At 68.4% G+C, this 21,910-nt stretch carries 19 protein-coding genes; 11 read left to right on the top strand and 8 right to left on the bottom strand.

The genetic code is table 11. From position 1 onward, the window contains the following. On the top strand, nt 1–1,059 hold a 1,059-nt coding region (locus Sru01_RS18775; protein WP_203987894.1), incomplete at its 5' end, for an NsdA family TPR-like regulatory protein. A 35-nt stretch (nt 1,060–1,094) separates the two neighbouring features. Here Sru01_RS18775 and Sru01_RS18770 read toward each other — a convergent pair. Then, nucleotides 1,095–1,301 carry a hypothetical protein gene (locus Sru01_RS18770; protein ID WP_203987891.1) on the bottom strand — a complete coding sequence of 69 codons (207 nt, stop codon included), beginning with the start codon at nt 1,299–1,301 and terminating at the stop codon, nt 1,095–1,097. A gap of 150 nt (nt 1,302–1,451) precedes the next feature. Between Sru01_RS18770 and Sru01_RS18765 the strand changes: the two genes are divergently transcribed. After that, nucleotides 1,452–1,976, top strand: a complete 525-nt coding sequence (locus Sru01_RS18765) for a hypothetical protein (RefSeq protein ID WP_203987888.1) — start codon at nt 1,452–1,454, stop codon at nt 1,974–1,976. A gap of 4 nt (nt 1,977–1,980) precedes the next feature. Here the strand turns inward: Sru01_RS18765 and Sru01_RS18760 are convergent, their stop codons facing one another. Together Sru01_RS18760 and Sru01_RS18755 are read right to left on the bottom strand one after the other, a co-directional pair. Then, nucleotides 1,981–3,993 (bottom strand): hypothetical protein, encoded by a 2,013-nt coding sequence (locus Sru01_RS18760; protein ID WP_203987886.1) that lies wholly within the window; start codon nt 3,991–3,993, stop codon nt 1,981–1,983. 237 nt (nt 3,994–4,230) lie between these two features. Next, on the bottom strand, nt 4,231–5,370 hold the full coding sequence (locus Sru01_RS18755; RefSeq protein ID WP_203987883.1) for a hypothetical protein: 1,140 nt from the start codon (nt 5,368–5,370) through the stop codon (nt 4,231–4,233). 535 nt (nt 5,371–5,905) lie between these two features. Here Sru01_RS18755 and Sru01_RS18750 point away from each other — a divergent pair. The 3 genes from Sru01_RS18750 to Sru01_RS18740 are packed head-to-tail and all read left to right on the top strand — an operon-like array spanning nt 5,906 to nt 12,011. Further along, complete coding sequence (locus Sru01_RS18750) at nt 5,906–7,651, top strand: type I restriction-modification system subunit M (RefSeq protein ID WP_203987880.1); 1,746 nt, start codon at nt 5,906–5,908, stop codon at nt 7,649–7,651. After that, the gene (locus tag Sru01_RS18745; RefSeq protein ID WP_239137544.1) at nt 7,651–8,862 is read left to right on the top strand and encodes a restriction endonuclease subunit S; all 1,212 of its coding nucleotides are present in this window, start codon (nt 7,651–7,653) and stop codon (nt 8,860–8,862) included. The genes Sru01_RS18750 and Sru01_RS18745 overlap by 1 nt, the downstream gene beginning before the upstream one ends. Further along, the gene (locus Sru01_RS18740) at nt 8,862–12,011 is read left to right on the top strand and encodes a type I restriction endonuclease subunit R (RefSeq protein ID WP_203987874.1); all 3,150 of its coding nucleotides are present in this window, start codon (nt 8,862–8,864) and stop codon (nt 12,009–12,011) included. Before Sru01_RS18745 ends, Sru01_RS18740 begins: the two co-directional genes overlap by 1 nt. A 111-nt stretch (nt 12,012–12,122) precedes the next feature. Here Sru01_RS18740 and Sru01_RS18735 read toward each other — a convergent pair whose 3' ends face one another. Next, nucleotides 12,123–12,590: an NUDIX hydrolase gene (locus Sru01_RS18735; RefSeq protein WP_239137543.1), complete on the bottom strand. Its 468-nt coding sequence runs from the start codon at nt 12,588–12,590 to the stop codon at nt 12,123–12,125. A gap of 477 nt (nt 12,591–13,067) precedes the next feature. Between Sru01_RS18735 and Sru01_RS18730 the strand changes: the two genes are divergently transcribed. Beyond that, nucleotides 13,068–13,577 (top strand): DinB family protein, encoded by a 510-nt coding sequence (locus tag Sru01_RS18730; RefSeq protein WP_203987871.1) that lies wholly within the window; start codon nt 13,068–13,070, stop codon nt 13,575–13,577. Between the two features lie 99 nt (nt 13,578–13,676). Here Sru01_RS18730 and Sru01_RS18725 read toward each other — a convergent pair whose 3' ends face one another. Further along, entirely contained in the window at nt 13,677–14,699 is a 1,023-nt protein-coding gene (locus Sru01_RS18725) for an alpha/beta fold hydrolase (protein ID WP_203987868.1), read from the bottom strand. Continuing rightward, complete coding sequence (locus Sru01_RS18720) at nt 14,696–15,190, bottom strand: anthrone oxygenase family protein (RefSeq protein ID WP_239137542.1); 495 nt, start codon at nt 15,188–15,190, stop codon at nt 14,696–14,698. Before Sru01_RS18720 ends, Sru01_RS18725 begins: the two co-directional genes overlap by 4 nt. Before the next feature lie 1,025 nt (nt 15,191–16,215). On the opposite strand from Sru01_RS18720, the gene Sru01_RS35720 reads away from it, so the two are divergent. Then, a complete protein-coding gene (locus Sru01_RS35720; protein WP_239137541.1) occupies nt 16,216–16,431 on the top strand; it encodes a hypothetical protein in 216 nt (71 codons plus the stop codon). A 102-nt stretch (nt 16,432–16,533) separates the two neighbouring features. Here Sru01_RS35720 and Sru01_RS35715 read toward each other — a convergent pair whose 3' ends face one another. After that, complete coding sequence (locus tag Sru01_RS35715; protein ID WP_239137540.1) at nt 16,534–17,454, bottom strand: hypothetical protein; 921 nt, start codon at nt 17,452–17,454, stop codon at nt 16,534–16,536. Between the two features lie 465 nt (nt 17,455–17,919). Between Sru01_RS35715 and Sru01_RS18705 the strand changes: the two genes are divergently transcribed. The 3 genes from Sru01_RS18705 to Sru01_RS18695 all read left to right on the top strand — a co-directional run bounded on the left by Sru01_RS18705 (nt 17,920) and on the right by Sru01_RS18695 (nt 20,159). Beyond that, nucleotides 17,920–18,960, top strand: coding sequence for a radical SAM protein (locus Sru01_RS18705; RefSeq protein ID WP_203987848.1), 1,041 nt, complete (start codon nt 17,920–17,922; stop codon nt 18,958–18,960). Next, the gene (locus Sru01_RS18700) at nt 18,957–19,625 is read left to right on the top strand and encodes a dTMP kinase (protein WP_203987834.1); all 669 of its coding nucleotides are present in this window, start codon (nt 18,957–18,959) and stop codon (nt 19,623–19,625) included. The genes Sru01_RS18705 and Sru01_RS18700 overlap by 4 nt, the downstream gene beginning before the upstream one ends. A gap of 87 nt (nt 19,626–19,712) precedes the next feature. After that, nucleotides 19,713–20,159, top strand: coding sequence for an NUDIX hydrolase (locus tag Sru01_RS18695; protein ID WP_203987831.1), 447 nt, complete (start codon nt 19,713–19,715; stop codon nt 20,157–20,159). A gap of 288 nt (nt 20,160–20,447) precedes the next feature. Here the strand turns inward: Sru01_RS18695 and Sru01_RS18690 are convergent, their stop codons facing one another. Continuing rightward, nucleotides 20,448–20,915: a MerR family transcriptional regulator gene (locus Sru01_RS18690; protein WP_203987827.1), complete on the bottom strand. Its 468-nt coding sequence runs from the start codon at nt 20,913–20,915 to the stop codon at nt 20,448–20,450. Between the two features lie 141 nt (nt 20,916–21,056). On the opposite strand from Sru01_RS18690, the gene Sru01_RS18685 reads away from it, so the two are divergent. Continuing rightward, nucleotides 21,057–21,881 carry a methyltransferase domain-containing protein gene (locus Sru01_RS18685; protein ID WP_203987823.1) on the top strand — a complete coding sequence of 275 codons (825 nt, stop codon included), beginning with the start codon at nt 21,057–21,059 and terminating at the stop codon, nt 21,879–21,881. The last annotated feature ends 29 nt before the right edge of the window (nt 21,882–21,910 follow it).

The following is a 21,910-nucleotide window of genomic DNA, read 5'->3' as shown; positions in this document are numbered from 1 at the left end:
GGAGAGAAAGACCCAGGCGCCCAATTGCCGCGCCCTGAACACCGGGAGGCCGCCACGAACCGGCGAGAGGTCTTCCATCTTGGCGCCACGACCATGGCCGTTGGCCTCGCGGAAAGCATCACCCGGGGGCCGGACCTGCTGGAACAGGCGCTCGACGCGACCAATGTGAGCGAAGCACGACTCCTTCACCTGGAAAATGAGGCGCGGCGGCTCGGTGGACGGGTGCCGCCGATGTCGTCGTTGGCCGAGACGGTGCACCACCTCACGAGCGTCCGCGAACTGCTCGGTCATCGCCAGCCGGCTGACGCGCAGCGGCGCCTTACCCGCGTCGGCGCCCAACTCTCCATCGTCATCGGTGAGATCATGTTCTGTGCCGACCGGTTCGGTCTGGCACGCCGTTGGTACGCCGCCGCGGCCCGGGCGGCCGACGAGGCCGGCGATCGTCAGCTCGCCGACCTCGCCCTGGCCAGCACCGCGCTCATTCCCACGTACTCGGGTGAACCGAGAGCCGCCCTCGCCATGGTCGGCCCCCGGCTGGAACACGCCGTAGGCGCCACGCCGGCGATCGCCTGGATGTGGGGGTTCGCCGCCCTGGCCCACGCCACCCTCGGCGACCGCGCCGCATTCGACCGCGCCATCAACCGATCCCGGTACACCTTGGACCGTTGCCCGGCCGACGCCGTGCAGCCCGGCATCCTGTCCTTCCAGCGGGAACGGCACGCCTTCTACGAGGCGAAGGGACGGTCGGACCTCGGCGATCTGGCCGGTGCCGCAGACGCGGTGACCCGCACGCTGACCGCTTACGACGCGGGGGACTCAAACGATCCCACCTTGGTGCGCCTCGCCTACGCCGGTGCCTTGGCCCGAGCGGGCGAGGTTGAGGAGGCCTGCCACACCGCCGCAGGAGCCGTGCGAGATCGGCCCCCAGGGGAAAGTGTCACAGTGATGGTCCGCGCCCACGAGTTCGACGCCTTGCTCGCCGACGTCGGTGCGACCACGGCCGAATGGCAGGCGGCGTTGGCCGCGCTGCCGGTGTCCGGCTCACAGAAGCTTCCGTGACCACACCTGGGTCTTGGCGCGCACTGACTGAACCCTCAACTCCAGGACGCCATGCCAGAAGCCATCGCGCGTGACACCTTGTTCGGGGTGGAGCGCAGCTCCGCTTCCAACTCTGCAATGACGTGCTGAACAGCGCTCTTGATCCGGTTGCGGCGACCGTTCAACTCGTCGCCGAACATCCGCGCTTTCGGCCCCACCCAGACATTATTGCTACCAAATCGGGCGCAGGGTGGATCCAGCACAGTCTCAAGCATGTGAGCATGCGCTCGCACCTCTGCCAAGGCCAGTTCCAGGTCGTGATGCCGAGGGTTCGGTACTAGATCGTCATCTACAGGCAACGCCAAACTCCGACCACGAGGTAAGTCTCAGTTGAGTAGATACTAGATGGCACGGTGCTGCAACTGGAATCATGGGGACCGTCCAGCTTGCGATCGGATCTGGAGGCAACCAGCATGCTTAACCTGTCCCGTTTTTTAAGGCCTATGGGCAAATATGTGGTGCTGTCCTTGGTTGCGATTTTCAGTCTAGTGGCATGCGCATCCGACGGATCTCCTACTTTGCCTCAGGCGAGCCAAACCCTCAAGACTCATATTTTGCGTCTTCTGAAAGAGCGGAACGCGCGGAACGTCATGGTCACGGATCCTGGCGGGAAGAGCATTTCCTGTGCTGATGGTAAGGCGAAGCAGACCTTTTCGGCCACTGGTATGGATCTCGACAATAAAATGAGCCCGGAGAACATTCGAACGGCTCTCTTGGGGGCGCTTCCGCGTGTCGCGGAGTATCGGATCGTCGACGGGAAATCCTTGGAGCGCGCTATTGTTGTAGAGAATAAGAAGGAAGGGGCAAAGCTGACCCTCGACTCTCTGAGGCCTGGTGTCTACAAGGTAAGTGGCGAAACCTTGTGCCTGGAGCCATGATTGCTTAGCTTAAGCTCTTCGTGTTTGCCTTGGTAAATGACTTTCTGCCATCGAAAAGGTCGGCTAATTTCCGGGCCTGCTCTCCGATCGCCATCTCGTCTCCCTCTCCCATGCCGTTTCGTCGATACCAGTCCTGAAGAGCTCCTAGAGCTGGCTTTCCTTGCTTAAGGATCTCAGTGAAGGGCAATAGATTGCCCTGGTCGTCCGCTAGCCGGACTCCTGTTGGTAGGGTGGCTTGGAAGTTGGAAATCGATACCTTCGCTGTGAAACCCATCGCCATAAGAGAACTTGCGATGGTGTGCTGGCGTCCTAGTGTCTCCAGCTCGTCGTCTTTGCGGGTCTCTTCCGAGTAATCGGGCGGGTCTGATTTGAAGGTGTCTGCTGTGGACCATGCGGCACACAGAAATGTCCATATGGCAGCCCCCACGGCTTTCCCGGGGACGATCATCCCTAGTCCGCCCATCTCGTTACCCGATATCCAGCTGAAAGCTTTTCCTTGCTCTTCATCGGCCTGCTTTTTGGCGTCGCCCCATGCTTCACGCGCTGCAAGCTGTAGACCACGCAGCCCGCCAAGAAGGGGGTAAACGTTGCTGAGGCGGCGAATATCTGTCGGTCCCATGATCTGAGGCGACGCCGTACCGGTCAATCTAAGAGCAAGGTCGCCGATTCCTTGTTGAAATGGAGCTTGGTTGTCGAGAGTGTTGCTGAACGTTTTGATGAACCGATAGGTATCTTGAGGGCTCAAGCGAAAGGCGGCGCTGAGGCCTGGCACCGGGTTCTTCGTTGCACCTAAGGTGCTGGCCGACTGATGGTCTACATCGGTGAAATTGGCGCCCACGGCTATTTCGGTGGCGTAGGAGCCGGCGATTTCTGAGAGGTGGATGCGGGTGGGGGCGGCGAGCTTGAAGTCGTCGGCGGTGGTCATGACGGTGAAGGCGAAGCGGGCGGCGGCGTCGGTGTGCCGGCCGTCCTGCTCGTCGTAGGCGCCGGAGGCGGCGGCGAGGAGCTTGCCGAAAGTGTCGGCGGAGGTGTCGTCGATCGCCGCGCGGTCGTTGAGGTTCTTGAGGAAGTCGGCGAGCTGCGGTCGGCTGTCGGTCCGGCCGGTGGCGGGGTGGTTGGGCATCAGCCGGGCCAGGACGTCGCGGGGGAGCGGTGCGTCCCGGGTGGCGAGCGAGACGGCGAGCCGCGCGGCACCGGGGTCCTTGGCCAGGGCCGCCAGGTAGGGGGCGAGGGTCTTGCCGGAGGTCTTGTCACCGGGCGTGAAGACCTGGGTGGCGACGACCTGGGCCAGCCATTCGGTGGGGAACCGGCCGGCCGACAGCAGGTCGCCCATGCTGCGGCGTTCCTTCTCGCTCTCCGCCTTGCCCTTCATCGCCTTGCTGACGGCGGCGAACCCGGCCACGGCCGCGCCGCCGCTGATCGCCGTGGCGAACGCGCGGCTGACGGCGGCGATCGCCCCGTCCTCGTCCTCGGTGATGCCGTGGCGGAGGCGCTCGGCCAGCATGACCGTCTCGCGGGCGCCGAGGGCGGCGAAGAAGGCGGCGGTGAACTCCGCGTCGTTCGCGTGCTCGTTCAGCCGGTCCACGATGGCGCGGTACCGGTCGTTGAGGCCGATGTCCAGGACGTTGTTCAGCCCCGCCTTGTGGTAGTCGGCGGCGAGGTCCCGGCCGAGCCGGCGGGCCTCGGCGACGGGCAGGGTGGATTTCTCCTCGTACGGCACCAGGCCGGCGGAACCGTCGGGGGACCAGTCGGGGAGGGTGGCGGTGGCCTGGGCTATCTGGTTGCGGCGGCGCAGGTCGGGGAGGCGCTCGTCGATCCAGCGCTCGACCTCGGCGATCGGGTCGAGCGAGGCGGCCGGGACGCCGTTGGCGGCGAAGACCCGGCGGATGGCCTCGGTGCGTTCACCGATCACGCCGCGGGCGTGCTCCAGCTCGGTGATGAAGCCGCCCATCAGGTGCGGGTCGATGCCGGAGAACTCCGGCGACAGCGGTCCGGTCCCTGGCGGCGGTGTGCTCACGCCGATCCCCCTTGTCCACCTTCGGCACCGCGGTAAGCCCCGGCCCCACCGTAACGCAGATTTCCCGGCGGAAAGGGAGATCAACTCATCAAGTCTGCGTTGTTTGTCAGATAGAGCGTGGTTGGTCCCGTCAATTGCACTAGGTGGAAGCTATCGGCTATTTACGGCGTTTCATCGCCGCGATGGGCGCCGACCGGAATGCGGCCCGGAGTGAAGGCCGGGCCGCCAGAAGGGGATTCAGGGGGCGCGATGGGCGCCGGGCTCGCCGGATGCCGGGGCGGTCCGCCGCCTGCGGAAGGTTCGCCGGCCCCGGGGGAGGAGCAGCGCCGCGACCGCCACCATTGCCGCGATGAGCACGGCGAGCGCCACCGCCTCGCCGGGAAGCGCCGTCAGCGTCGCGCCCTCGTCGCCCATCGGGGACGCGGACAGGGCGAGGTGCAGCCGGACGGCGGCCGGGAGGGTGAGGACGAGCGACAGCAGGACCCAGGCGGCGACGAAGCGATCCGGTTCGGCGGCGATCAGCAGCATCAGCAGGCAGGAGACGACCAGCAGGGTGAGCGCCAGCTCGGCGGCCGGGACCAGGCGGTCACCGGCCGACCCGGCGGCCAACTCCCACAGCGACAGGTGCCCGGTCGTCTCGGTGCCGTCCGGGTGGCGAAGGTGGCGGGCCGCCCACGGCAGCGTCTCGGCGAGCAGGAGCAGCACGGCGAGCACGGACCCCTGGGCGGCGTACCGGAGCCGGCGGGGGAGGCCGGCAGGCTGCGGGCCGAGGCCGGCAGGCTGTGCGGCGCGGTCGGCAGGCTGCGGGACGAGGGCGCGGTGCCTCGCCGGGCAGCCGTCGGGCGGGCGGACGGCGGCGGCAGCCGTGCGGGACGCCGAGCCGGCCACGGGCCGCCCCGGCGCCGCCTGGACGTCGGGCGCGCTGTCGACCAGGGCCAGCAGACCCAGGCCGAGCATGAGCGCGAGCGTCTCGGCGAGCGCGGCGGCCACTCCGGGGCCGGCGGTGATCGAGGCCGGGAATCCGGGAAGGCGGGTGGGAGTGCCAGTGAGCGCCTGGTGCAGCCACATGGTGTTCAAGAAGCTCAGCACCGCCGCGAGCAGCGCGCACAGCACCACCGGGCGGGCCGGCCACCAGGCGGCGAGCAGGGTCAGCGCGAGGGCGAGCAGCAGCATGCCAAGCGCGCTCATCCCATGCCCGCTGACGTCCCGTCCGTCGTGCTGTGGCAACTCCCACAGCGAGAGGAGCACCGCGTGATCACATACCCATGCCTGGGTGCTGGTGATCAGCAACAGGACGGCCAGCCCGGCGCACCACACGGTGTACCGGATGCGCTGGACCGCCGGGAAAGGCTCTCGCCGAGCCGGACCGCTGGACATGGGAGAACGGCCACCGCTTTCCGATAGGGGGAAGAACGGGCGCAGTCGGGCGCCCGCCGAGTGCTCCGGCATGGACGTGGCGCGTGGCGCGGTCGGCCGGGTCTCGCGGGCCCGGGTGGCGCCGCTGGTCGCTTGGCGACGTTAGGCGGCGGCCTGGAGGGCCGGAACCGCCTGCCGGTGTCGCGGCGAGGCATCCCGGTTCGGTGGCCACGTCGTCCGTATGTCGTTCCCCGGGATGTGCGCCCGGTGCGTCCCATCCGGCTCTGGGCGAACGGCGCCCACCGGCGACGGGTGGTCGCCGGTGGGGCGGGTGAGCTTCCTCGACGGCCCGCGGCGCACGCCAGATCTCCAGGTGGCGTGCATCGGGACGTGCCTGTTGTTCCGCCGCCTGCCGAATTACGAGATTCGGTGACGGGATATCGGTATTGGAACGGTCACGCAAGAAATATGATGCCGCTTACGTGTTCCCCCCTTGCTGTACGCGCATTGTGGGGCGGCGCAGCCATGCACGCTGAGTGACCCCCCGAGGAGCCTAGTGAGCACACTTGGTAGTTTCATCTGGTCGATCGCGGATCGGCTTCGGGGTCCCTACCGCCCCAACCAGTACGGGAACGTGATTCTCCCGTTCACGATCCTCCGGCGCCTCGACTGCATTCTGGAGGCGGACCGCGAGACCGTCCGAGAGTTGGCCTCAGCACACCAGAACCCGAACCGGCTCCGGATCGAGGTCAAAAGGGCCACCGGCCGGCCGTTCTACAACACCTCGAAGTACGGCTTCGCCAACCTGCTGCAGGACGCGGACGGGCTTGAGGACAACCTCGTCGATTACATCGACCGGTTCTCCGCCGACGTCGATGTGTTCGAGTACTTCGACTTCAAGAAGGAGATCATCGCCCTGGAGAAGGCCGGTCTCCTGCGCGAGATCGTGAAGTCCTTCGCCGCCGTTGACCTGCACCCCGACGTCGTGTCGAACGCCGACATGGGGGACGCGTTCGAGTACATCATCCGCAAGTTCAACGAGGCCGCGAACGAGACCTCCGGTGACCACTACACGCCGCGTGACGCGATCCGGCTGCTGGTCGACCTGCTCTTCGCCGAGAAGGACGCCGCCCTGACCGAGGCCGGGATCGTCCGCACGATCTACGACCCCACCGCCGGCACCGGCGGCATGCTCACCGTGGCCGAGGACCACCTGCTCGCCCAGAACCCGGACGCCCGGCTGAGCCTTTACGGCCAGGAGTACAACCCGCAGTCGTACGCGATCTGCAAGTCCGACCTGCTCGCCAAGGGCCACGACGCGTCCAACATCGCCTTCGGCAACACGCTCACCAACGACGCCTTCAAGGGCCGCCAGTTCGACTTCTGCATGTCCAATCCGCCGTACGGCGTCGACTGGAAGCAGTACGCCAAGGCCGTCACCAAGGAGCGCGACGAGGCCGGCCCGTACGGCCGCTTCGCGCCGGGCCTGCCCGCCACCTCGGATGGCCAGATGTTGTTCCTGCTGCACCTGGCGCACAAGATGCGCGCCCCCGAGGACGGCGGCGGCCGGGCCGGGATCGTGATGAACGGCTCGCCGCTCTTCAACGGCGCCGCCGAGTCCGGCCCGTCCAACATCCGTAAGTGGCTGCTGGAGAACGACCTGGTCGACGCGATCGTCGCGCTGCCGACCAACATGTTCTTCAACACCGGCATCGCCACCTACATCTGGATCCTCGACAACACCAAGCACCCCGACCGTAAGGGCCTGGTCCAGCTCATCGACGGCACGTCGTTCTGGACTAAGATGCGCAAGAACCTCGGCTCCAAGGGCCGCGAGATCAGTGACACCGACCGCGCCCAGGTCGTCCGGCTGTACGCCGACTTCACCGACGCCGACCCGGACTTCTCCAAGGTGCTGCGCAACGACGAGTTCGGCTACTGGGCCGCCACCGTCGAACGGCCCCTCCTGGACGAGGCCGGCAAGCCCGTCGTCGATCGCAAGGGCAACCCGAAGCCCGACGCCAAGAAGCGCGACACCGAGAACGTGCCCTTCACCTACGGCGGCTCGACTGCCGGCGCCGCGGCCAAGGTCGAAGTCATCCAGGCGTACTTCGACACCGAGGTCAAGCCGCACGTCCCCGACGCCTGGATCGACTGGACCAAGGTCAAGATCGGCTACGAGATCCCCTTCACCCGCCACTTCTACAAGTACGTCCCACCCCGCCCCCTCGCCGAAATCGACGCCGACCTGGAAAAGCAGGTCACCAAGATCCTCGACCTCCTGAGGGAGGTCGAGCAGTGATGGACAGGTCCTGGCCCGTAGAAAAGCTTGGGCGCACGGCTCGGATCGGCAACGGATCGACTCCGAGGCGGGACAGCACCATCTATTGGGACAGTGGTGCCGTCCCATGGCTGAACAGCTCCGTCGTCAACGAGTCTCGTGTCACTCGAGCCGAACAGTTCGTGACTGCCGCGGCCCTCCGAGAGTGCCACCTGCCAGTTGTTGCTCCCGGCTCTGTTCTGGTCGGTCTGACGGGCCAGGGGAAGACTCGCGGCATGGCAACCATCCTCGACATTGAGGCCACGCTGAACCAGCACGTTGCGTACGTTACTCCTGACCCGAGCCGGTGGGTTCCGGATTATCTTTTGTGGTCACTCAGGGCGGCTTACGACGAGCTCCGATACCTCAGCGAGGAGAACGGAAGCACGAAGGGCGGCCTTACGTGCGAAGCTCTGAAGCAGTTTCGGCTGACCGTGCCTCCCCTCATGTATCAGCGCGCTGTCGTTGACTATCTCGACCGCGAGACCGTCCGCATCGACACGCTCATCGAGGAGCAGCAGCGCCTGATCGAGCTGCTCCACGAACGTCGCGAGGCAGTCACCGGTGCCGCCTTCCTTAACGCTCAGGCGCAGCAGCCTCTGAAACGCGTAGTCCGAGACGTCACTGTCGGCATCGTCGTGCAGCCTTCCCGGTGGTATGTAGATGACGGCGTACCTGCCCTGCGCGGCCTTAACATCAGCCGAGGATCTGTTTCTGCTCGTGACCTGGTGTACATCTCCGCTGAAGGTGATGAAGCAAACCCCAAGTCTCGCCTCAATGCGGGAGATGTTGTTGTGGTCCGAACTGGTCAGGCTGGTGCAGCCGCCAAGATCCCTAAATCGCTTGATGGTGCTAATGCTATTGATATACTCATAGTTCGCCCGGGGGCAGGGATTGACGCAGATTTTCTTGTCTGGTATCTCAATTCTCCTGTGGCCGCTTCTCGTATCAATGAAGGCTCCGTTGGAGCAATTCAAGGACACTTCAATGTAGGGGCTCTGCGTGAGTTGCCGTTGCCGATCTTCTCTCTTAATTTACAGCGCCGAATTGCTGTTGACTTGGATACGAAAGTTGCTGCTATCGACACCTTGATCGGCGAAACCAGGCGGTTCATCGAACTCTCGCGGGAGCGCAGAGGCGCGCTGATCTCGGCGGCTGTGACGGGGGAGATCGACGTGCGTGGGGCGGCGTGATGGCCGACCACCATGAGGTCGCCTTCGAGGCTGAGATCTGCGAACACCTTGCGGCCCACGGCTGGCTGTACTCGGAGAACGACACCGGGTACGACCCAGAGCGGGCGCTCTTTCCCGAGGACCTGTTCGCCTGGCTGGGGGCGACGCAGCAGGCGGCGTACGAGAAGGCGTTGAAGGCGGCGGGGTCGGCGGGGAAGTTCCTCGATGTGCTGGCCGCGGCGCTGGACCGGCCGCTGGAGCACGGCGGCGGGATGCTGAACATCCTGCGCGGTGGGGTGCAGTACATCGGCGGCGGCCGGTTGAAAATGGCGCAGTTCCGGCCGGAGACATCGCTGAACGAGACGACGAACGCGCACTACGCGGCGATGCGGGTCCGGGTGATGCGGCAGGTGCACTTCTCGACCGCCGACCAGCGCAGCATCGACCTGGTGTTCTTCGTCAACGGGCTCCCGGTCGCGACGGTGGAGCTGAAGACCGACTTCACCCAGTCGCTGACCGAGGCGATCCGGCAGTACCAGAAGGAACGCAACCCGCTGACCGGCGGCCGGCGCGAGCCGCTGCTGTCGTTCGGGCACCGGGCGCTGGTGCACTTCGCGGTCTCCAACGGCCTGGCCGCGATGACCACCCGGCTGGAGGGCGAGGATACGCACTTCCTGCCGTTCAACGTCGGCTACGAGAACGGTGCCGGGAACCCGCCCGCCACCGGCGGGCGGTCGGCGACGGCGTACCTGTGGGAGCGGATCTGGGAGAAGCACGCCTGGCTCACCATCATCGGCCGGCTGATGATCGTGGAGACCAGGGAGGAGTGGGACATCGCGACCGGCACGCCGGTGCGCCGGACGAGCATGCTGTTCCCCCGCTTCCACCAGTGGGAGGCGGTCACCAAGATCGTGGAGGCCGTGGCCGAGGAGGGGGTCGGCCAGCGATACCTGATCGAGCACTCCGCCGGATCGGGGAAGACGAACACGATCGCCTGGACCGCGCACCGCCTCGCCCGGCTGCACGTCGACGACCGGAAGGTGTTCGACTCGGTCATCGTGGTCGTCGACCGGACGGTGCTCGACGGGCAGCTCCAGGACGCGATCCGGCAGATCGACGGCAGCGGGAACATCGTTGCGACGATCAGCCCCGAGGACGTGCGCAAGGCCGGCGCGACGTCGAAGTCCGGCCTGCTGGCCCAGGCGTTGAAGAACGGCGAGCTGATCATCGCGGTGACGGTGCAGACGTTCCCGTTCGCGCTCGACGAGATCCGGGCCGACTCCGGCCTGAAGGGCAGGCGGTTCGCGGTCATCGCCGACGAGGCGCACTCCTCGCAGTCGGGGCAGATCTCCTCGAAGCTGAAGCAGGTGCTGACCGCCGAGGAGATCAAGGACATCGAGGACGGTGGCCCGGTCGACGTCGAGACGGTCCTGGCCGCGGAGATGGCCGAGCGGGCCGAGTCGAAGAACATCTCCTACTTCGCCTTCACCGCGACGCCGAAGAACAAGACCTTGGAGCTGTTCGGCCGGAAGGGGCCGGACGGCCGGCCGCGCGAGTTCCACCTGTACTCGATGAAGCAGGCGATCGAGGAGGGCTACATCCTCGACGTGCTCAAGGGGTACCAGTCGTACGAGACCGCGTTGCAGATCATCGGCAAGGCCGAGAGCGGCGACGGCGGCGAGGTCGAGGAGTCGGCCGCGCGCAAGGGGCTGATGCGGTGGGTGAAGCTGCACCCCACCAACATCGGCCAGAAGGTGCAGATCATCGTGGAACACTTCCACGTCAGCGTCGCCCACCTGCTGGAAGGCCGGGCGAAGGCGATGGTCGTCACCGACTCGCGCAAGGCGGCGGTGAAGTACAAGAAGGCCATCGACGCCTACATTGCCAGGCGGGCCGCCGAGGACGCGTCGTACAACTACCGGACTTTAGTCGCCTTCTCCGGCTCGGTGTCGATGCCCGAGGACGAGACGTGGAGCCAGGACTGGGGGCCGGCGCCGGCCAAGGACGTCGAGTTCACCGAGGCCAACATGAACCCCGGAGCGGGCGCCGATCTGGCCGCGGCGTTCAAGGGCGACACGTTCAAGGTCATGCTGGTCGCCAACAAGTTCCAGACCGGCTTCGACCAGCCGCTGCTCTCGGCGATGTACGTCGACAAGAGGCTGTCGGGGGTCACCGCCGTGCAGACGCTCTCCCGGCTCAACCGCACCCACCGCACCGCCGGCGGGGAGCAGAAGGCCAAGACGTTCGTCATCGACTTCGTCAACAAGCCCGACGACATCAGGGCCGCCTTCGAGCCGTACTACACCGACGCCACCCTGGAGACCGAGACCGACCCGTACGTCGTCATCAACCTGGCGGACAAGCTCGCCCAGGCAGGGGTCTACACCAGGGAGCAGGTCCGCCAGGTCGCCGAGCTGTGGGTCGCCCGCAAGGGCAACAACGCGCTCTCGGCGGCGATCAGCCCGGCCCAGCACGAGTTCCGGCGTCGCTACGCGGCGGCGATCGAGGCCGACGACAAGGTCACGCTCAACACGCTCGACCTCTTCCGCAAGGACGTCGCCACCTACGTGCGGCTGTACGACTTCATGAGCCAGATTCTCGACTACGGCGACCCGTACCTGGAGATGCTCTCGATCTTCCTCCGGCTGCTGGACAAGGTCATCGCCGATTCCTCTTGGAGCGCCGACGTCGACCTATCGGACGTGGTGCTGGCCGGCGTGAAGCACAGCAAGGGGATCCCGGTCGACATCTCGCTGACCGGGGACGGGCAGCTGAAGGGGATCGGCGCGGCCGGCACCGGCACCAGGAAGGAGCCGAAGTACGTCGCGCTCCAGGTCGTCATCGAGAAGCTGAACGACCTCTTCGGTGCCGAGTCGTTCGCCAGGTCCCAGATCCAGGAGTTCGTGCAGGGACTCCTGCAGCGGCTGCTCGCCGACACCAACCTGGTCCAGCAGACCCGGGTGAACTCCAAGAAGCAGTTCGTGGAGTCGGCGGACTTCCAGTCCGCCGTCAGCGAGGCCGTCGCCGACAACCAGCACGCGCACAACACCATGGCCGACTACTTCTTCACCGACGGGCCCAGGGGCCAGGAGGTCATCGCGGCGCTCGCCGACGCGTTCTACGAGGCCGCGATCGACAACGACGCGGTTCAGCCTTCTTCGCGACCGTGACGGCCCGAGGCGCCGGGGCGGGTTCGGCGGCGGGCCGGGGCGTGCTCCGCGCTGATCGCGACCACGCCCCGGACCTGGCCGGGGATCCGGCGTCGGGGAGGTCCTATCGGGTCATCGCTGCGTGATGATCTTCTGCCAGGTCTGGATGGTGCGCTTGTAAGGTTCGGGCATGCGCAGGGCCGGCACCTCAAGGTAGCTGAACAGCCCGAGCTCCTTGTGCTCGTTCGAGCTGCGCACCTGCTCGTCGCCGTCGTAGGTGGTGCCATAGCTCACGATGAAGGTGTGCCGGTTTCTGGTGATCTCGTAGACCCAGGTGTCGATGATCTCCTCGACGCTCACCGTGAGGTTCAGCTCCTCGAAGACCTCCCGGTAGACGCACACCTCCGGTGTCTCACCGACCTCAAGCTTCCCGCCTGGTAGTTCCCACTCGTCCCGCTCGTTCATGAGCAGCGGGACCTTCCCGCCCATGTCGACCACCAATTTCACCGAGATCGGCAGTTGGTACTCGAAATATCCGGGGTTCCGCTCGACCAGGTACTCCGGCATCCCATTACTACGAAGGCGGTCAGGGCCGTCCATGCTCAACTCCTGCTTCCACTGTCCGTAGGATGGCTGCTCGGCTTCTCCCAGCTCGCTGGCTGTCGAGGGCTCCGCTTTTCGCTCAAGATACTGCCACGAAGGTGACCGCCTGACGTACGGCCACGGCGATGTCTGGCACGTCTCTTGCCGTGCGTCAATAACATTCTCTGGATTTGCGGAGACTGACGTCATCTGCCCGGATGTGCCGCAATTATCGTAAGGGCGATGGGGAAAAGCGGCTCTTTCCAAACGGCTCGGGGCGGCGTACGGCCGGGTGCTCGTACTCACTGGGGAGCAGGAGGTCGCCGGCCCGGGAAATGTCGGTGGTGAGGGCTATGGTCGTGGGTGTGTGCGAGTGAGACACCGGGTGCGGCAGTTGAGCCGCGCGTGGTGGGCCGCGAGAATCCGACATCCCTGACCGGAGGCCGCCGGGCCGGCCGGTGAGTTCGTGATGTCCAGAACCGGAAGGCGGACCGGATGACCGTGTCGAACGAGACCCTGAGCGGCGAGCGGCGCGATCTGCTGCAGACGCTGGCCAAGCACCGGGGGTTCCTGCGCCAGACCGTGCGGGGGCTGGACGACGAGCAGGCCGCCCGGCGGACGACGGTGAGCGAGCTGACCCTGGGCGGCCTGATCAAGCACGTCGCCACCACCGAGTCGCTGTGGATGGGCTTCGCGACCGGCGGCGCGGATGCCATGCGGCTGGAGCCGGAGGACTGGGCGGGTCAGCATCGCATGGGTGAGGGCGAGACGCTGGCCGGTCTGCTGGAGGGCTACGAGCAGGTGGCGGCGCGCACCGACGAGCTGGTGGCCACGCTGCCCGACCTGGACGCCTCGCACGAGCTGCCGAAGGCGCCGTGGTTCGAGCCGGGGGCGCGCTGGTCGGTCCGGCGGGTGCTGCTGCACGTCATCGCCGAGACCGCCCAGCACGCCGGGCACGCCGACATCATCCGCGAGGCGCTGGACGGTGCCAAGACCATGGGCTGACGCGCGGGTCCGCGTCGCCGGTGCCATGCGGTCGAGGCGATATGGCGGCCGGCGCCGGCCGCGGTCCGCGCGGTCCGGTCATCGGCCCGCGCGGTCCGGTCAGCGAGGTGCGTGGCGGCGGAGGAACGTCCGGGCGGTCGCCTGCGCTCGCGGCGCCGCCGGGCTGAGCCAGAAGGCCAGGTGGTCGTCCTGCTCCAGCCAGTGGTGTTCGGCGCGGGGGATCCGGCCGGCCGCGTACTCGCCGTCGGAGAACGGCACGTCGCCGTCCTGCCTGCCGTGCACCACCAGCGTCGGAGCCGTGATGCGCTCCAGCGGCGGGCCGGTGTGCCGGAGCTGCGCGGCGTCGTTGTCGGTCCCTGGCCAGCGCCGCTGGTAGGGGAACGTGGTGGCGAACATCGCCTGGAAGAACGCCCGCACCCGGGGCGTGCCCATGATGTACGCGACCCGGGCCGCCCGCTGCTCGGCGGTGAAGGTGCTGGTCTCGTCCAGGGTTCCCTTGACGATGGCCTCTAGGGAGATCTTCGCCGTCAGCGCGGCGATCTTCTGGCCGATGGCGTTCAGAAAGGCCCGCTGTACCGGGGCAGGCTCGGCGGCGGGCCGGGGTGTGCTCTGCGCGCTGATCGCGACCACGCCCCAGACCCGGCCGGGGTGGCGGGCCGCGAACGTGTAACCGACCGGGCCGCCCGCCGAGATCGCCAGAACGCCGACCCGGTCGATCCCGAGCCCGTCCAGCAGCGCTGCCAGCAGGTCGGCCTGCTCCTCGTTGGTCCGGCCGCTGTCCAGCGGGGTGCCGAGGTATCCGGGGCGGGACGGGCTCAGGATGCGGAACCCGTCGCCGCGCAGCCAGTCGGCGAACAGCCGGCCCTGGTCGGCGCCGCCCAGCCCGGCGTGCACGACCAGCACGACCGGCCCCCGCGTCCCGTACAGGTCGTACTCCACCGGGCCCAGCCGGGTGGTCGCCGTGCGCAGGTCGACGCGGACGCCGTCGGCGATCTCGCGGCGCGGATCGTCGTTCACCCCGCCGTCCCACAGCAGCAGCCCGGCCAGGCCCAGCGCGGGCAGCCCGACCAGCACGGCCAGCGCGACGCGGACGGCCCGGACGATCCGGCGCGGGCGGGTCATGCCGGCCTCCGAGCGGCCGGCGTCGCGGGCCGGGCCAGGGCGCCGACCGCGATGACCAGCACGAACGCCGCCAGCGCGGTGCCGGTCCGGATCGTGTGGAAGGTCTCCCACCGCGCCAGGATCCCGGTGTATCCCTCGGGGACGACGGACGTGGCGGCCCACCGGCGGAAGTGCCCGTGCAACGGGACGTTGCCGAAGACGGTGACCAGCAGCGAGGTCATGGTGAGCCCGGCGGCCACCGCCGCCGTCCGGCGGGCCGGCCCGCGCTCGGCCACCGCCAGAGCGGCGGTGGACAGGATGGCCAGCGCCATCGCGCTCTGCATGACCGGTTCGTTGACCTTCATCATCGCGGTGTGGAAGGTCAGCCGGACGTCCAGCGGCACGGCGGCGAACGTGGGCACCACGTTCGCCGCGCCGTACCCGAACGCACCGGCGAGCAGCCCGGTGGCCAGCGTCGCTGCTGCCTGGGCGTACCTGACGGGGATTCTCATAGACCGAGATCCTCGCCCGGCCTGGGTGGTCCGGCGTCCCGCACCGAGCGGCCGCCGGCGTACCTCCCGGGATGAGAACCTGCCGCGCCTACCACCGTGGAAGTACCAGGACGTACCCGGCGCGCGGCGGGATCCAACCGATAAGGCGACCGTTCCGTCACCGGGCCGGATCAGCCTGAAATCGGACGGCAACCAGATGTCAGCCGTCGAAAAGTACGTTCAGGGCGGGCGATCGGCGTCCGTATCACGAGGTGTCGAGGCTCCGGCCGAGCAGGGAGACGAGATGGCAGGCACCCTCACCGTGTACTACCGCCCGGCGAAAGGCATCCTCGGCGGCGCCGGATACATCTACGACTTCGGACACGTGATGGTCGAGGTGCGCGACTCCACCGGCAAGCGCACCTCGCTGGACGTGTGGCGCGAGGAGCACGGCACCAAGATGTACGTGAACCCCAACGTGGACGACGTCCGCCGCGCGGAGTTCGCCGACAAGCTGTCCTTCTCGATCTCCGACCAGAAGGTCGCCGATGTCGTGAAGTACATGAACGACAAGCGGGCGAACCCCGGAATCTACGACCTGGACACCAACAGCTGCGTGACCGTCACCGCGGCCGCCTTACGCATCGCCGGGCTGATGAACTTCCGCAAGGCGTACGCGACGCCGGCCGACCTGTGGAAGGCGCTGCTCAACCGGGTGGACGACTACCGGCTGCGGCCGGTCTACGTGGACCAGCGGTCCATCCGGGGCGTGCTCGGCGCGGTGGGTCAGGTCTCGTACGTGGGGGAGCGGGGCGAGGTCGGCCAGGTCGCGGAGACCGGGGTGCGCGGCGTGGTGGGTGTCCGGGGCCAGACGGGGGTGGTCGGGCAGGTCGGGGTGCACGGGGAGGTGGGCCAGGTCGCCGAGACCGGGGTCCGCGGAGTGCTGGGCGTCCGAGGGCAGACCGGGGTGGTCGGCCAGGCCGGTGTTGGGGGTGAGGTGGGCCAGGTCGCGGAGACCGGGGTCCGCGGGGTGATCGGCCGCCGCGTTGACCGCGCTCGGGTTCCACCTGGCCTGCGCGGTGGTGATGGGCCTGGACGGATTCGTGCTCGCATTCGCCGCCGGGCTGCCCTGCGTGGTCTATACGGCCGCGACCCTGTCCGCGGTCATGCCGGTTCCGGCGCGCTGGGGTGTCGCGGGGGCGGTCGCCATGGCGGTCGTCGGATGGCTGGCCTTCTGGCTCGGCCGCGAGACCCGGCCCTGACCGGGCTCCCCGGCACCCGGCAGTCGCCGTCCGGGACTTCGCTACCCGCCCAGCCTCGCCGGGGACGCAACAGACGTCCGCTCCGATCGCAACCCCCGAGCCCTACCCGCGGTCGAGCACCGCCGCCAGCTGCCCAACGCCGGCCACTCGCGGATGCCGGGCCACCAACTCTCCGGCGATCGCCCGGATCGCCGGCCGGTCGCGTACCTCGCTCGGCGCCTCCTGGCCGGCGGCGAGCAGCGCGTGGGCGGTCTGCTCTGGCTTGCCCCACATCCACCACGCCCGTGCCAGGTCGGTGTGCAGCCGCCCCCGGCGCTCCGGGGTGGGGAACTGCTCCGGCCGTAGGCCACGACCCGCGTGCAGCGCTGTCCCGGCATCGCCGAGCGCCCAGTGCACACTGACGCGATACAGCGTCACCTGAGGCGATACCCCATCGCCTCCCCGCGAAATCCGCGACACCCGCTCCGCCTCGCCGATCAGCTCCAACGCCCGGTCCCGGTCCCCGGCCTGGGCGGCGTTGTAGCCGCACGTGCACAGCATCCGTACATACACCGCCGCCTTCACCGTTGTACGCAGCCCTGCCGCCTCCAACCGCCCAGCCGCCTGCAACGTCACCCGCTCGGCGATCTCCGGGCGCCCCTCATGCCGCAGCACGATCCCCAGCGCTCGCGCCGAAGCGGCCATCGCGGCCACCGAACCCGACCGCGCCGAGGACGCCGACGACCGGTCCGCGGTGATCCGGCTCGCCGGCCTTCTGCCGATCTTGTTCAACGCTCCGGTCGCCACGTCATAACACGCCGCCAACAACACCAGCGACGACGGCGTCCCCGTACGCTCCGCGGCGTGCTGTGCCGATGCCAGCAGATCAGGTAGCCCGCCGACCACCGCTGCCAGCTTCCCGGCGTCATACGCCCGGCGCGCTCCGGCCAGCGCCGCCTTGACGTCCCCCACCTCGGCCGCATGCGCCGGCGACGGGGTCAAGGCGAGCGCCTCATCCAGCCTGTCCAGCAGGTGCAGCGGCACTGACAGACCCGCCGCGGCCATCAATGTCCGACGTCGCATCGGGTCCTCGCTTCCGCTGGTGCCGCCTGCCGCCACGTCCACGATCGGCGACGCACTGCGGCCTGGACCAGCCGTAGGCGATCCTCCACGCCTCAAGGCGCCGCATCTCCGGCTGCAGGGCATCGAGGATCGCCAGGGCGATCTGCTCGACGGCAATGCCGTCGCGTTGGCAGGTGAGACGTATCTCTTGGGCTCGGCGTTGCAGCTCGGCCCGTCGTGCTCGGCTCATCGTGGCCATCGTGGACCTCCGGCGCGAACAACCTGCACCGAGAGTAGTCCTGCCGACACGCGCGAGGCATTGCCTTTGATGGCAATGTCCCGGGCGAACAGCGACATTGATGCGTTCACCTGCCGCAGCGGACCGTGATGCAGGACAAAGCAACGCCGGCCGCCCTAGGGCCGGCAGACCAGAGAAGGTGAGCCTTGGTGAGCGCTCTCACCGATCTCCCCATGCCAGGCCTCTCCGGCGGCGCCGTCGACTTCGCCCGCCGCGGCGGCCAACTACGGGTCTCCTTCACGCCTCGCTGCCAGCTTGGAAGCTGGTTCTGCCACAACGAAGGCGAGGTCCCACCGAGGATCACCCACCACGACCGGACCATTCAGCCGCGACGCCGGGCACTGGCCCCGGCCGACTACCTGAACGCGATCAACACGATGACCGCCGCCGGCATCCGGCGGGTCTTCTTCACCGGAGGCGAGCCCCTACTGTCCCCGGCGGCCCGCCCGGTCCTTCAGGGGATCCCCACCCACCAGCCCAGCCAGTACACCACCACGCTCATCACCAACGGTCTGACTCTCGTCAAGGAGCTGCCCTGGCTGGGTGACACCACGCTGGATCGGGTGAAGGTGTCGCTGCACTACTTCTCCGACGCGTCCATCGCCGCGATCGCCGAAGGGAAACCGGGCGACATCGCCAAGATCAAAGCAGGGATCGAGGCCGCCATCGACGTGATCCCGACCGTCGAGCTCAACCTGCTGCTGCAGGAGCAGAACGCCCACGAGGTGATGGACATAATCGCCTACTCCCGCCACCTCGGGACCGGCCTGCAGATCATCGAGCTGGTCGACACCGATCACAACGCGGGCCTCGGCGGAGCCAAGATCCCCTCCGTAGACATCGCCTCCTACCTGCGGGCCATCGCCACCGCCGAACAGGTCGTGACCACCGGAACCGGTCAGGGGAGGCGCGTCTTCACCGTCACCGGCAGCACCGGGCCGATGACCATCGAGGTCATCGATGCATCCCTCGGCCGCCACCACGTCGGCCAGTGCACCACCTGCCCGGCGCGCCGCAAATGCATCGAGGGGTTCTGGGCGCTGCGCCTGGACTCGGCGGGCACCCTCGCCCCGTGCCTGCTCCGCACCGACCTGCGCATGGACGTCACCCCCTACTCCGATGACCCGGCCGCGCTGCTCTCGGCGGTCTCGGCCCACCTGGACGCCTTCACTGAAGGGACACTCCGTTGACCACTACGCAGACCACTGCCACTGCCCACTCGGTATCGGAGGCCTACCAGCCAGCCGACACCCCCCGCCGCGGGATCTTCGTGGTCCTCGAAGGAGTCAGCGGGTCAGGCAAGTCGACTCTCGCCACGATCCTGGCTGAACGGTTCGCCTGCTCCCACTTCCACACCGTCCCCTCTCCGGTCAGCGAGCTGCAGCCCTACATCAACGCCCACGCTCGCGCGTTCCCCCAACTGGCGTTCTACCTCGCCGGCGCTCTCCACGCCTCCGACCTCGCCCGGGAAGCCCTCACGACCGGGCACGCCATCGCCGACCGGTACGTCAACTCTGTCATCGCCAACCACGCCGCAGTCCACGGCCTTGAAAACGACACCGTCGCCTCGGCGATCGCCCCGTTCGCCGGCTACCTCACCACCCCCGACCTGACCATCTATCTCCGCACCGATCTGGACGCCCTCACCGAACGGATACGTGCCAAACGAGACCAGACCCAAAGCGACCGAGACCTGATGCGTGACCGGGCCCTGCTGGCGCGGCTCCAGGACCACTATGACCAGATCGCCCGCAGCGACCCGACCGGCTACCTGCTGCCCACCGACGGCCGCGCCCCCAACGAACTCGCCGATCACATCGCTGCCTTCATTCCCGCTGGGGCCGATCGAGGCTGACGGCCGACCGGGCGGCGCCGTGCAAACCCGCGACGCCGCCCGGTTCCTTGACCCGACCACAACGAGCCGGCCGGGTACCGTGGCCCAGTGGCCGATCACATCTTCCGCCCTCACGTCGGCGTGCACCTCATCCTCGTTCGAGACGGCAAGGTGCTGCTGCTGAAGAGGGCGAATACCGGTTTCGCCGACGGCTCTTGGTCTGTTCCCGGTGGCTGCCTCGAAGAAGGCGAGGCTCTGCCCGCCGGCGCGGTCCGCGAAGCGATCGAAGAACTCGACATCGTCATCGATCCCGCCGAACTGGTCTTCGCCCACGTATGCCACCACGCAGACCCTGACGGCCAAGCCCGCATTGGCATGTTCTTCACCACCACGCGGTGGACCGGCGAGCCGGTCAACGCCGAACCAGGTAAATGCAGCAAGATCGACTGGTTCGACCTTGTCGACCTCCCCGAACAGATCGTCCCCTACATCCGCACCGGGATCCGGGCATACCAGCACGGCCGGCCGTTCAGCCTCGACGGATGGACCGGATAGCCGAACGCCCACCTGCGGGACATCGCAAGGCGATGATCGCTTCCCATCTCCGCTCATCACCCATGGTCGTCGTGCGCCTGCCCGGCGGTGACGTTCCGCTGCTGCCCGCCTCGTGGCCACCGACCCGACCGTCATGAGGCCGCCATGACCGACTACCAGTTGTGGCCCGAGACCAACGGCCCTGACACACCGGGCGTGCGAGGGAATCCGGGACTACTCGGTCCGCTGGGACCGAGCACGCGCCGGCCGGGCGGACGGCGGGGCGCACCTGGGCTGCAGCACGCCCGGTCAGCGGGCGCTGGCCGGGTGGCAGTGGCATTCCTCGCCGGGCGGGTGCGGCGGGCCGGCCGGGGTGAGGCCGGCCCGGGTGCGCGCGGCGGCACGGAAGTGCGGGCACTCGGTGACGTCGGCGTGCGAACAGTCCAGCGCCGTCTCGATCAGGTCGAGCGCCGCCCGCGCCTCGGCGATGCGGCGGGCCAGGGCGGCGTGGTGGCGGCGCAGGATCTCCCGGCGCTCCGCCGGGTGGCGGACGGCCAGCATGTCGCGGATGTCGTCCAGCGTGAAGCCGGCCTCTTTGGCGCGAAGGATCAGCGCCATCCGATAGAGGTCCTCGTCGCCGTAGCGACGCCGATCCCCCCGGACGCGGGCGGGGGCGAGCAGGCCGGCCGACTCCCAGTGCCGCAGCACGTGCGGCGCCAGCCCGAACCGGGCGGCGGCCTCGCCGATGGACAGCATCCGCCGGGGGGCCGTGCTCATGACATACCCCGGGTCCGCCGGGCGCGCACCGCCCGGCCGATGCGGCGGGGTGCCGTCGCGCCGCGGCCGGCGACGGCGCTGCCCCGGCCAGGGGTCCGCGACGCGTTCGCCGCCGGGCCGGCGGGGGAGCCGGGTTTCCCGATGGCCGCGAGGACGGGGCTTGACTTCATGTCGACATTAAGTCCGATGCTGGCCGACATGTCGAACGAGCACGCCACCGTGGAGAACGAGGACCCGGCCCTGCTGCGGCTGCTGGACACCGCCGACGCGTTGCCGGGCGCGGCCATGCTGCGCGCCTGGACCTACGAGCTGCTGCGGCCGGCGCCGGGCGCCGCCGTGGTGGACGTGGGCTGCGGTGGCGGGCGCGCGGTCGCCGAGCTGGTCGAACGCGGCGCCAACGCCATCGGGGTGGACGCCGACCCGCGGATGGTCGCCGCCGCCCGGCGCCGCTGGCCGGGCACCGACGTGCGCCTCGGGGACGCCGCCGACCTGCCGCTCGGGGACTGCGAGGTGCACGGGTACCGGGCGGACAAGGTGCTGCACGAGCTGCTGGACCCGGTCGCGGCGCTGGTGGAGGCCCGCCGGGTGCTGGCACCGGGCGGCCGGATCGTGCTGGTGGGCCAGGACTGGGACACCATCGTCATCGACTCCGCCGACCCCGCGCTGACCAGGGCCATGGTGCACGCCCGCGCGGACACCGTCGCGAGCCCCCGGGTCGCCCGCGCCTGCCGCAACCTGCTGCTGGACGGCGGCTTCACCGAGGTGACCGTGGAGGTGCGCACCGCGGTGTTCACCGGAGACCGGATGCTGCCCATGCTGCGCGGCCTGGCCGAGACCGCCCGCGCGGCCGGGGTGGACGGCCGGGAGCGGGTGGACGGGTGGCTGGCCGACCAGGAACGCCGTGCCGCCGCCGACCGCCTGTTCATCGCCCTCCCCCTGTTCATCACCGCCGCCACCCGACCCTGACCTCCGCGGATCGTCGCGGTGACCTGTCG

It is taken from the genome of Sphaerisporangium rufum, assembly GCF_016863395.1.
GTDB classification, from domain to species: domain Bacteria; phylum Actinomycetota; class Actinomycetes; order Streptosporangiales; family Streptosporangiaceae; genus Sphaerisporangium; species Sphaerisporangium rufum.
This window is presented reverse-complemented; position numbering and strand designations above follow the sequence as displayed.

Bases quoted from the DNA above. Each gene is read 5' to 3' on its own strand.
- Sru01_RS18755 (WP_203987883.1), bottom strand. From the start codon at position 5,370: ATGTCCAGCGGTCCGGCTCGGCGAGAGCCTTTCCCGGCGGTCCAGCGC.
- Sru01_RS18735 (WP_239137543.1), bottom strand. From the start codon at position 12,590: ATGGACGGCCCTGACCGCCTTCGTAGTAATGGGATGCCGGAGTACCTG.
- Sru01_RS18730 (WP_203987871.1), top strand. From the start codon at position 13,068: ATGACCGTGTCGAACGAGACCCTGAGCGGCGAGCGGCGCGATCTGCTG.
- Sru01_RS18740 (WP_203987874.1), top strand. From the start codon at position 8,862: ATGGCCGACCACCATGAGGTCGCCTTCGAGGCTGAGATCTGCGAACAC.
- Sru01_RS18720 (WP_239137542.1), bottom strand. From the start codon at position 15,190: ATGAGAATCCCCGTCAGGTACGCCCAGGCAGCAGCGACGCTGGCCACC.
- Sru01_RS18745 (WP_239137544.1), top strand. From the start codon at position 7,651: ATGGACAGGTCCTGGCCCGTAGAAAAGCTTGGGCGCACGGCTCGGATC.
- Sru01_RS18685 (WP_203987823.1), top strand. From the start codon at position 21,057: ATGGCCGCGAGGACGGGGCTTGACTTCATGTCGACATTAAGTCCGATG.
- Sru01_RS18725 (WP_203987868.1), bottom strand. From the start codon at position 14,699: ATGACCCGCCCGCGCCGGATCGTCCGGGCCGTCCGCGTCGCGCTGGCC.
- Sru01_RS18690 (WP_203987827.1), bottom strand. From the start codon at position 20,915: ATGAGCACGGCCCCCCGGCGGATGCTGTCCATCGGCGAGGCCGCCGCC.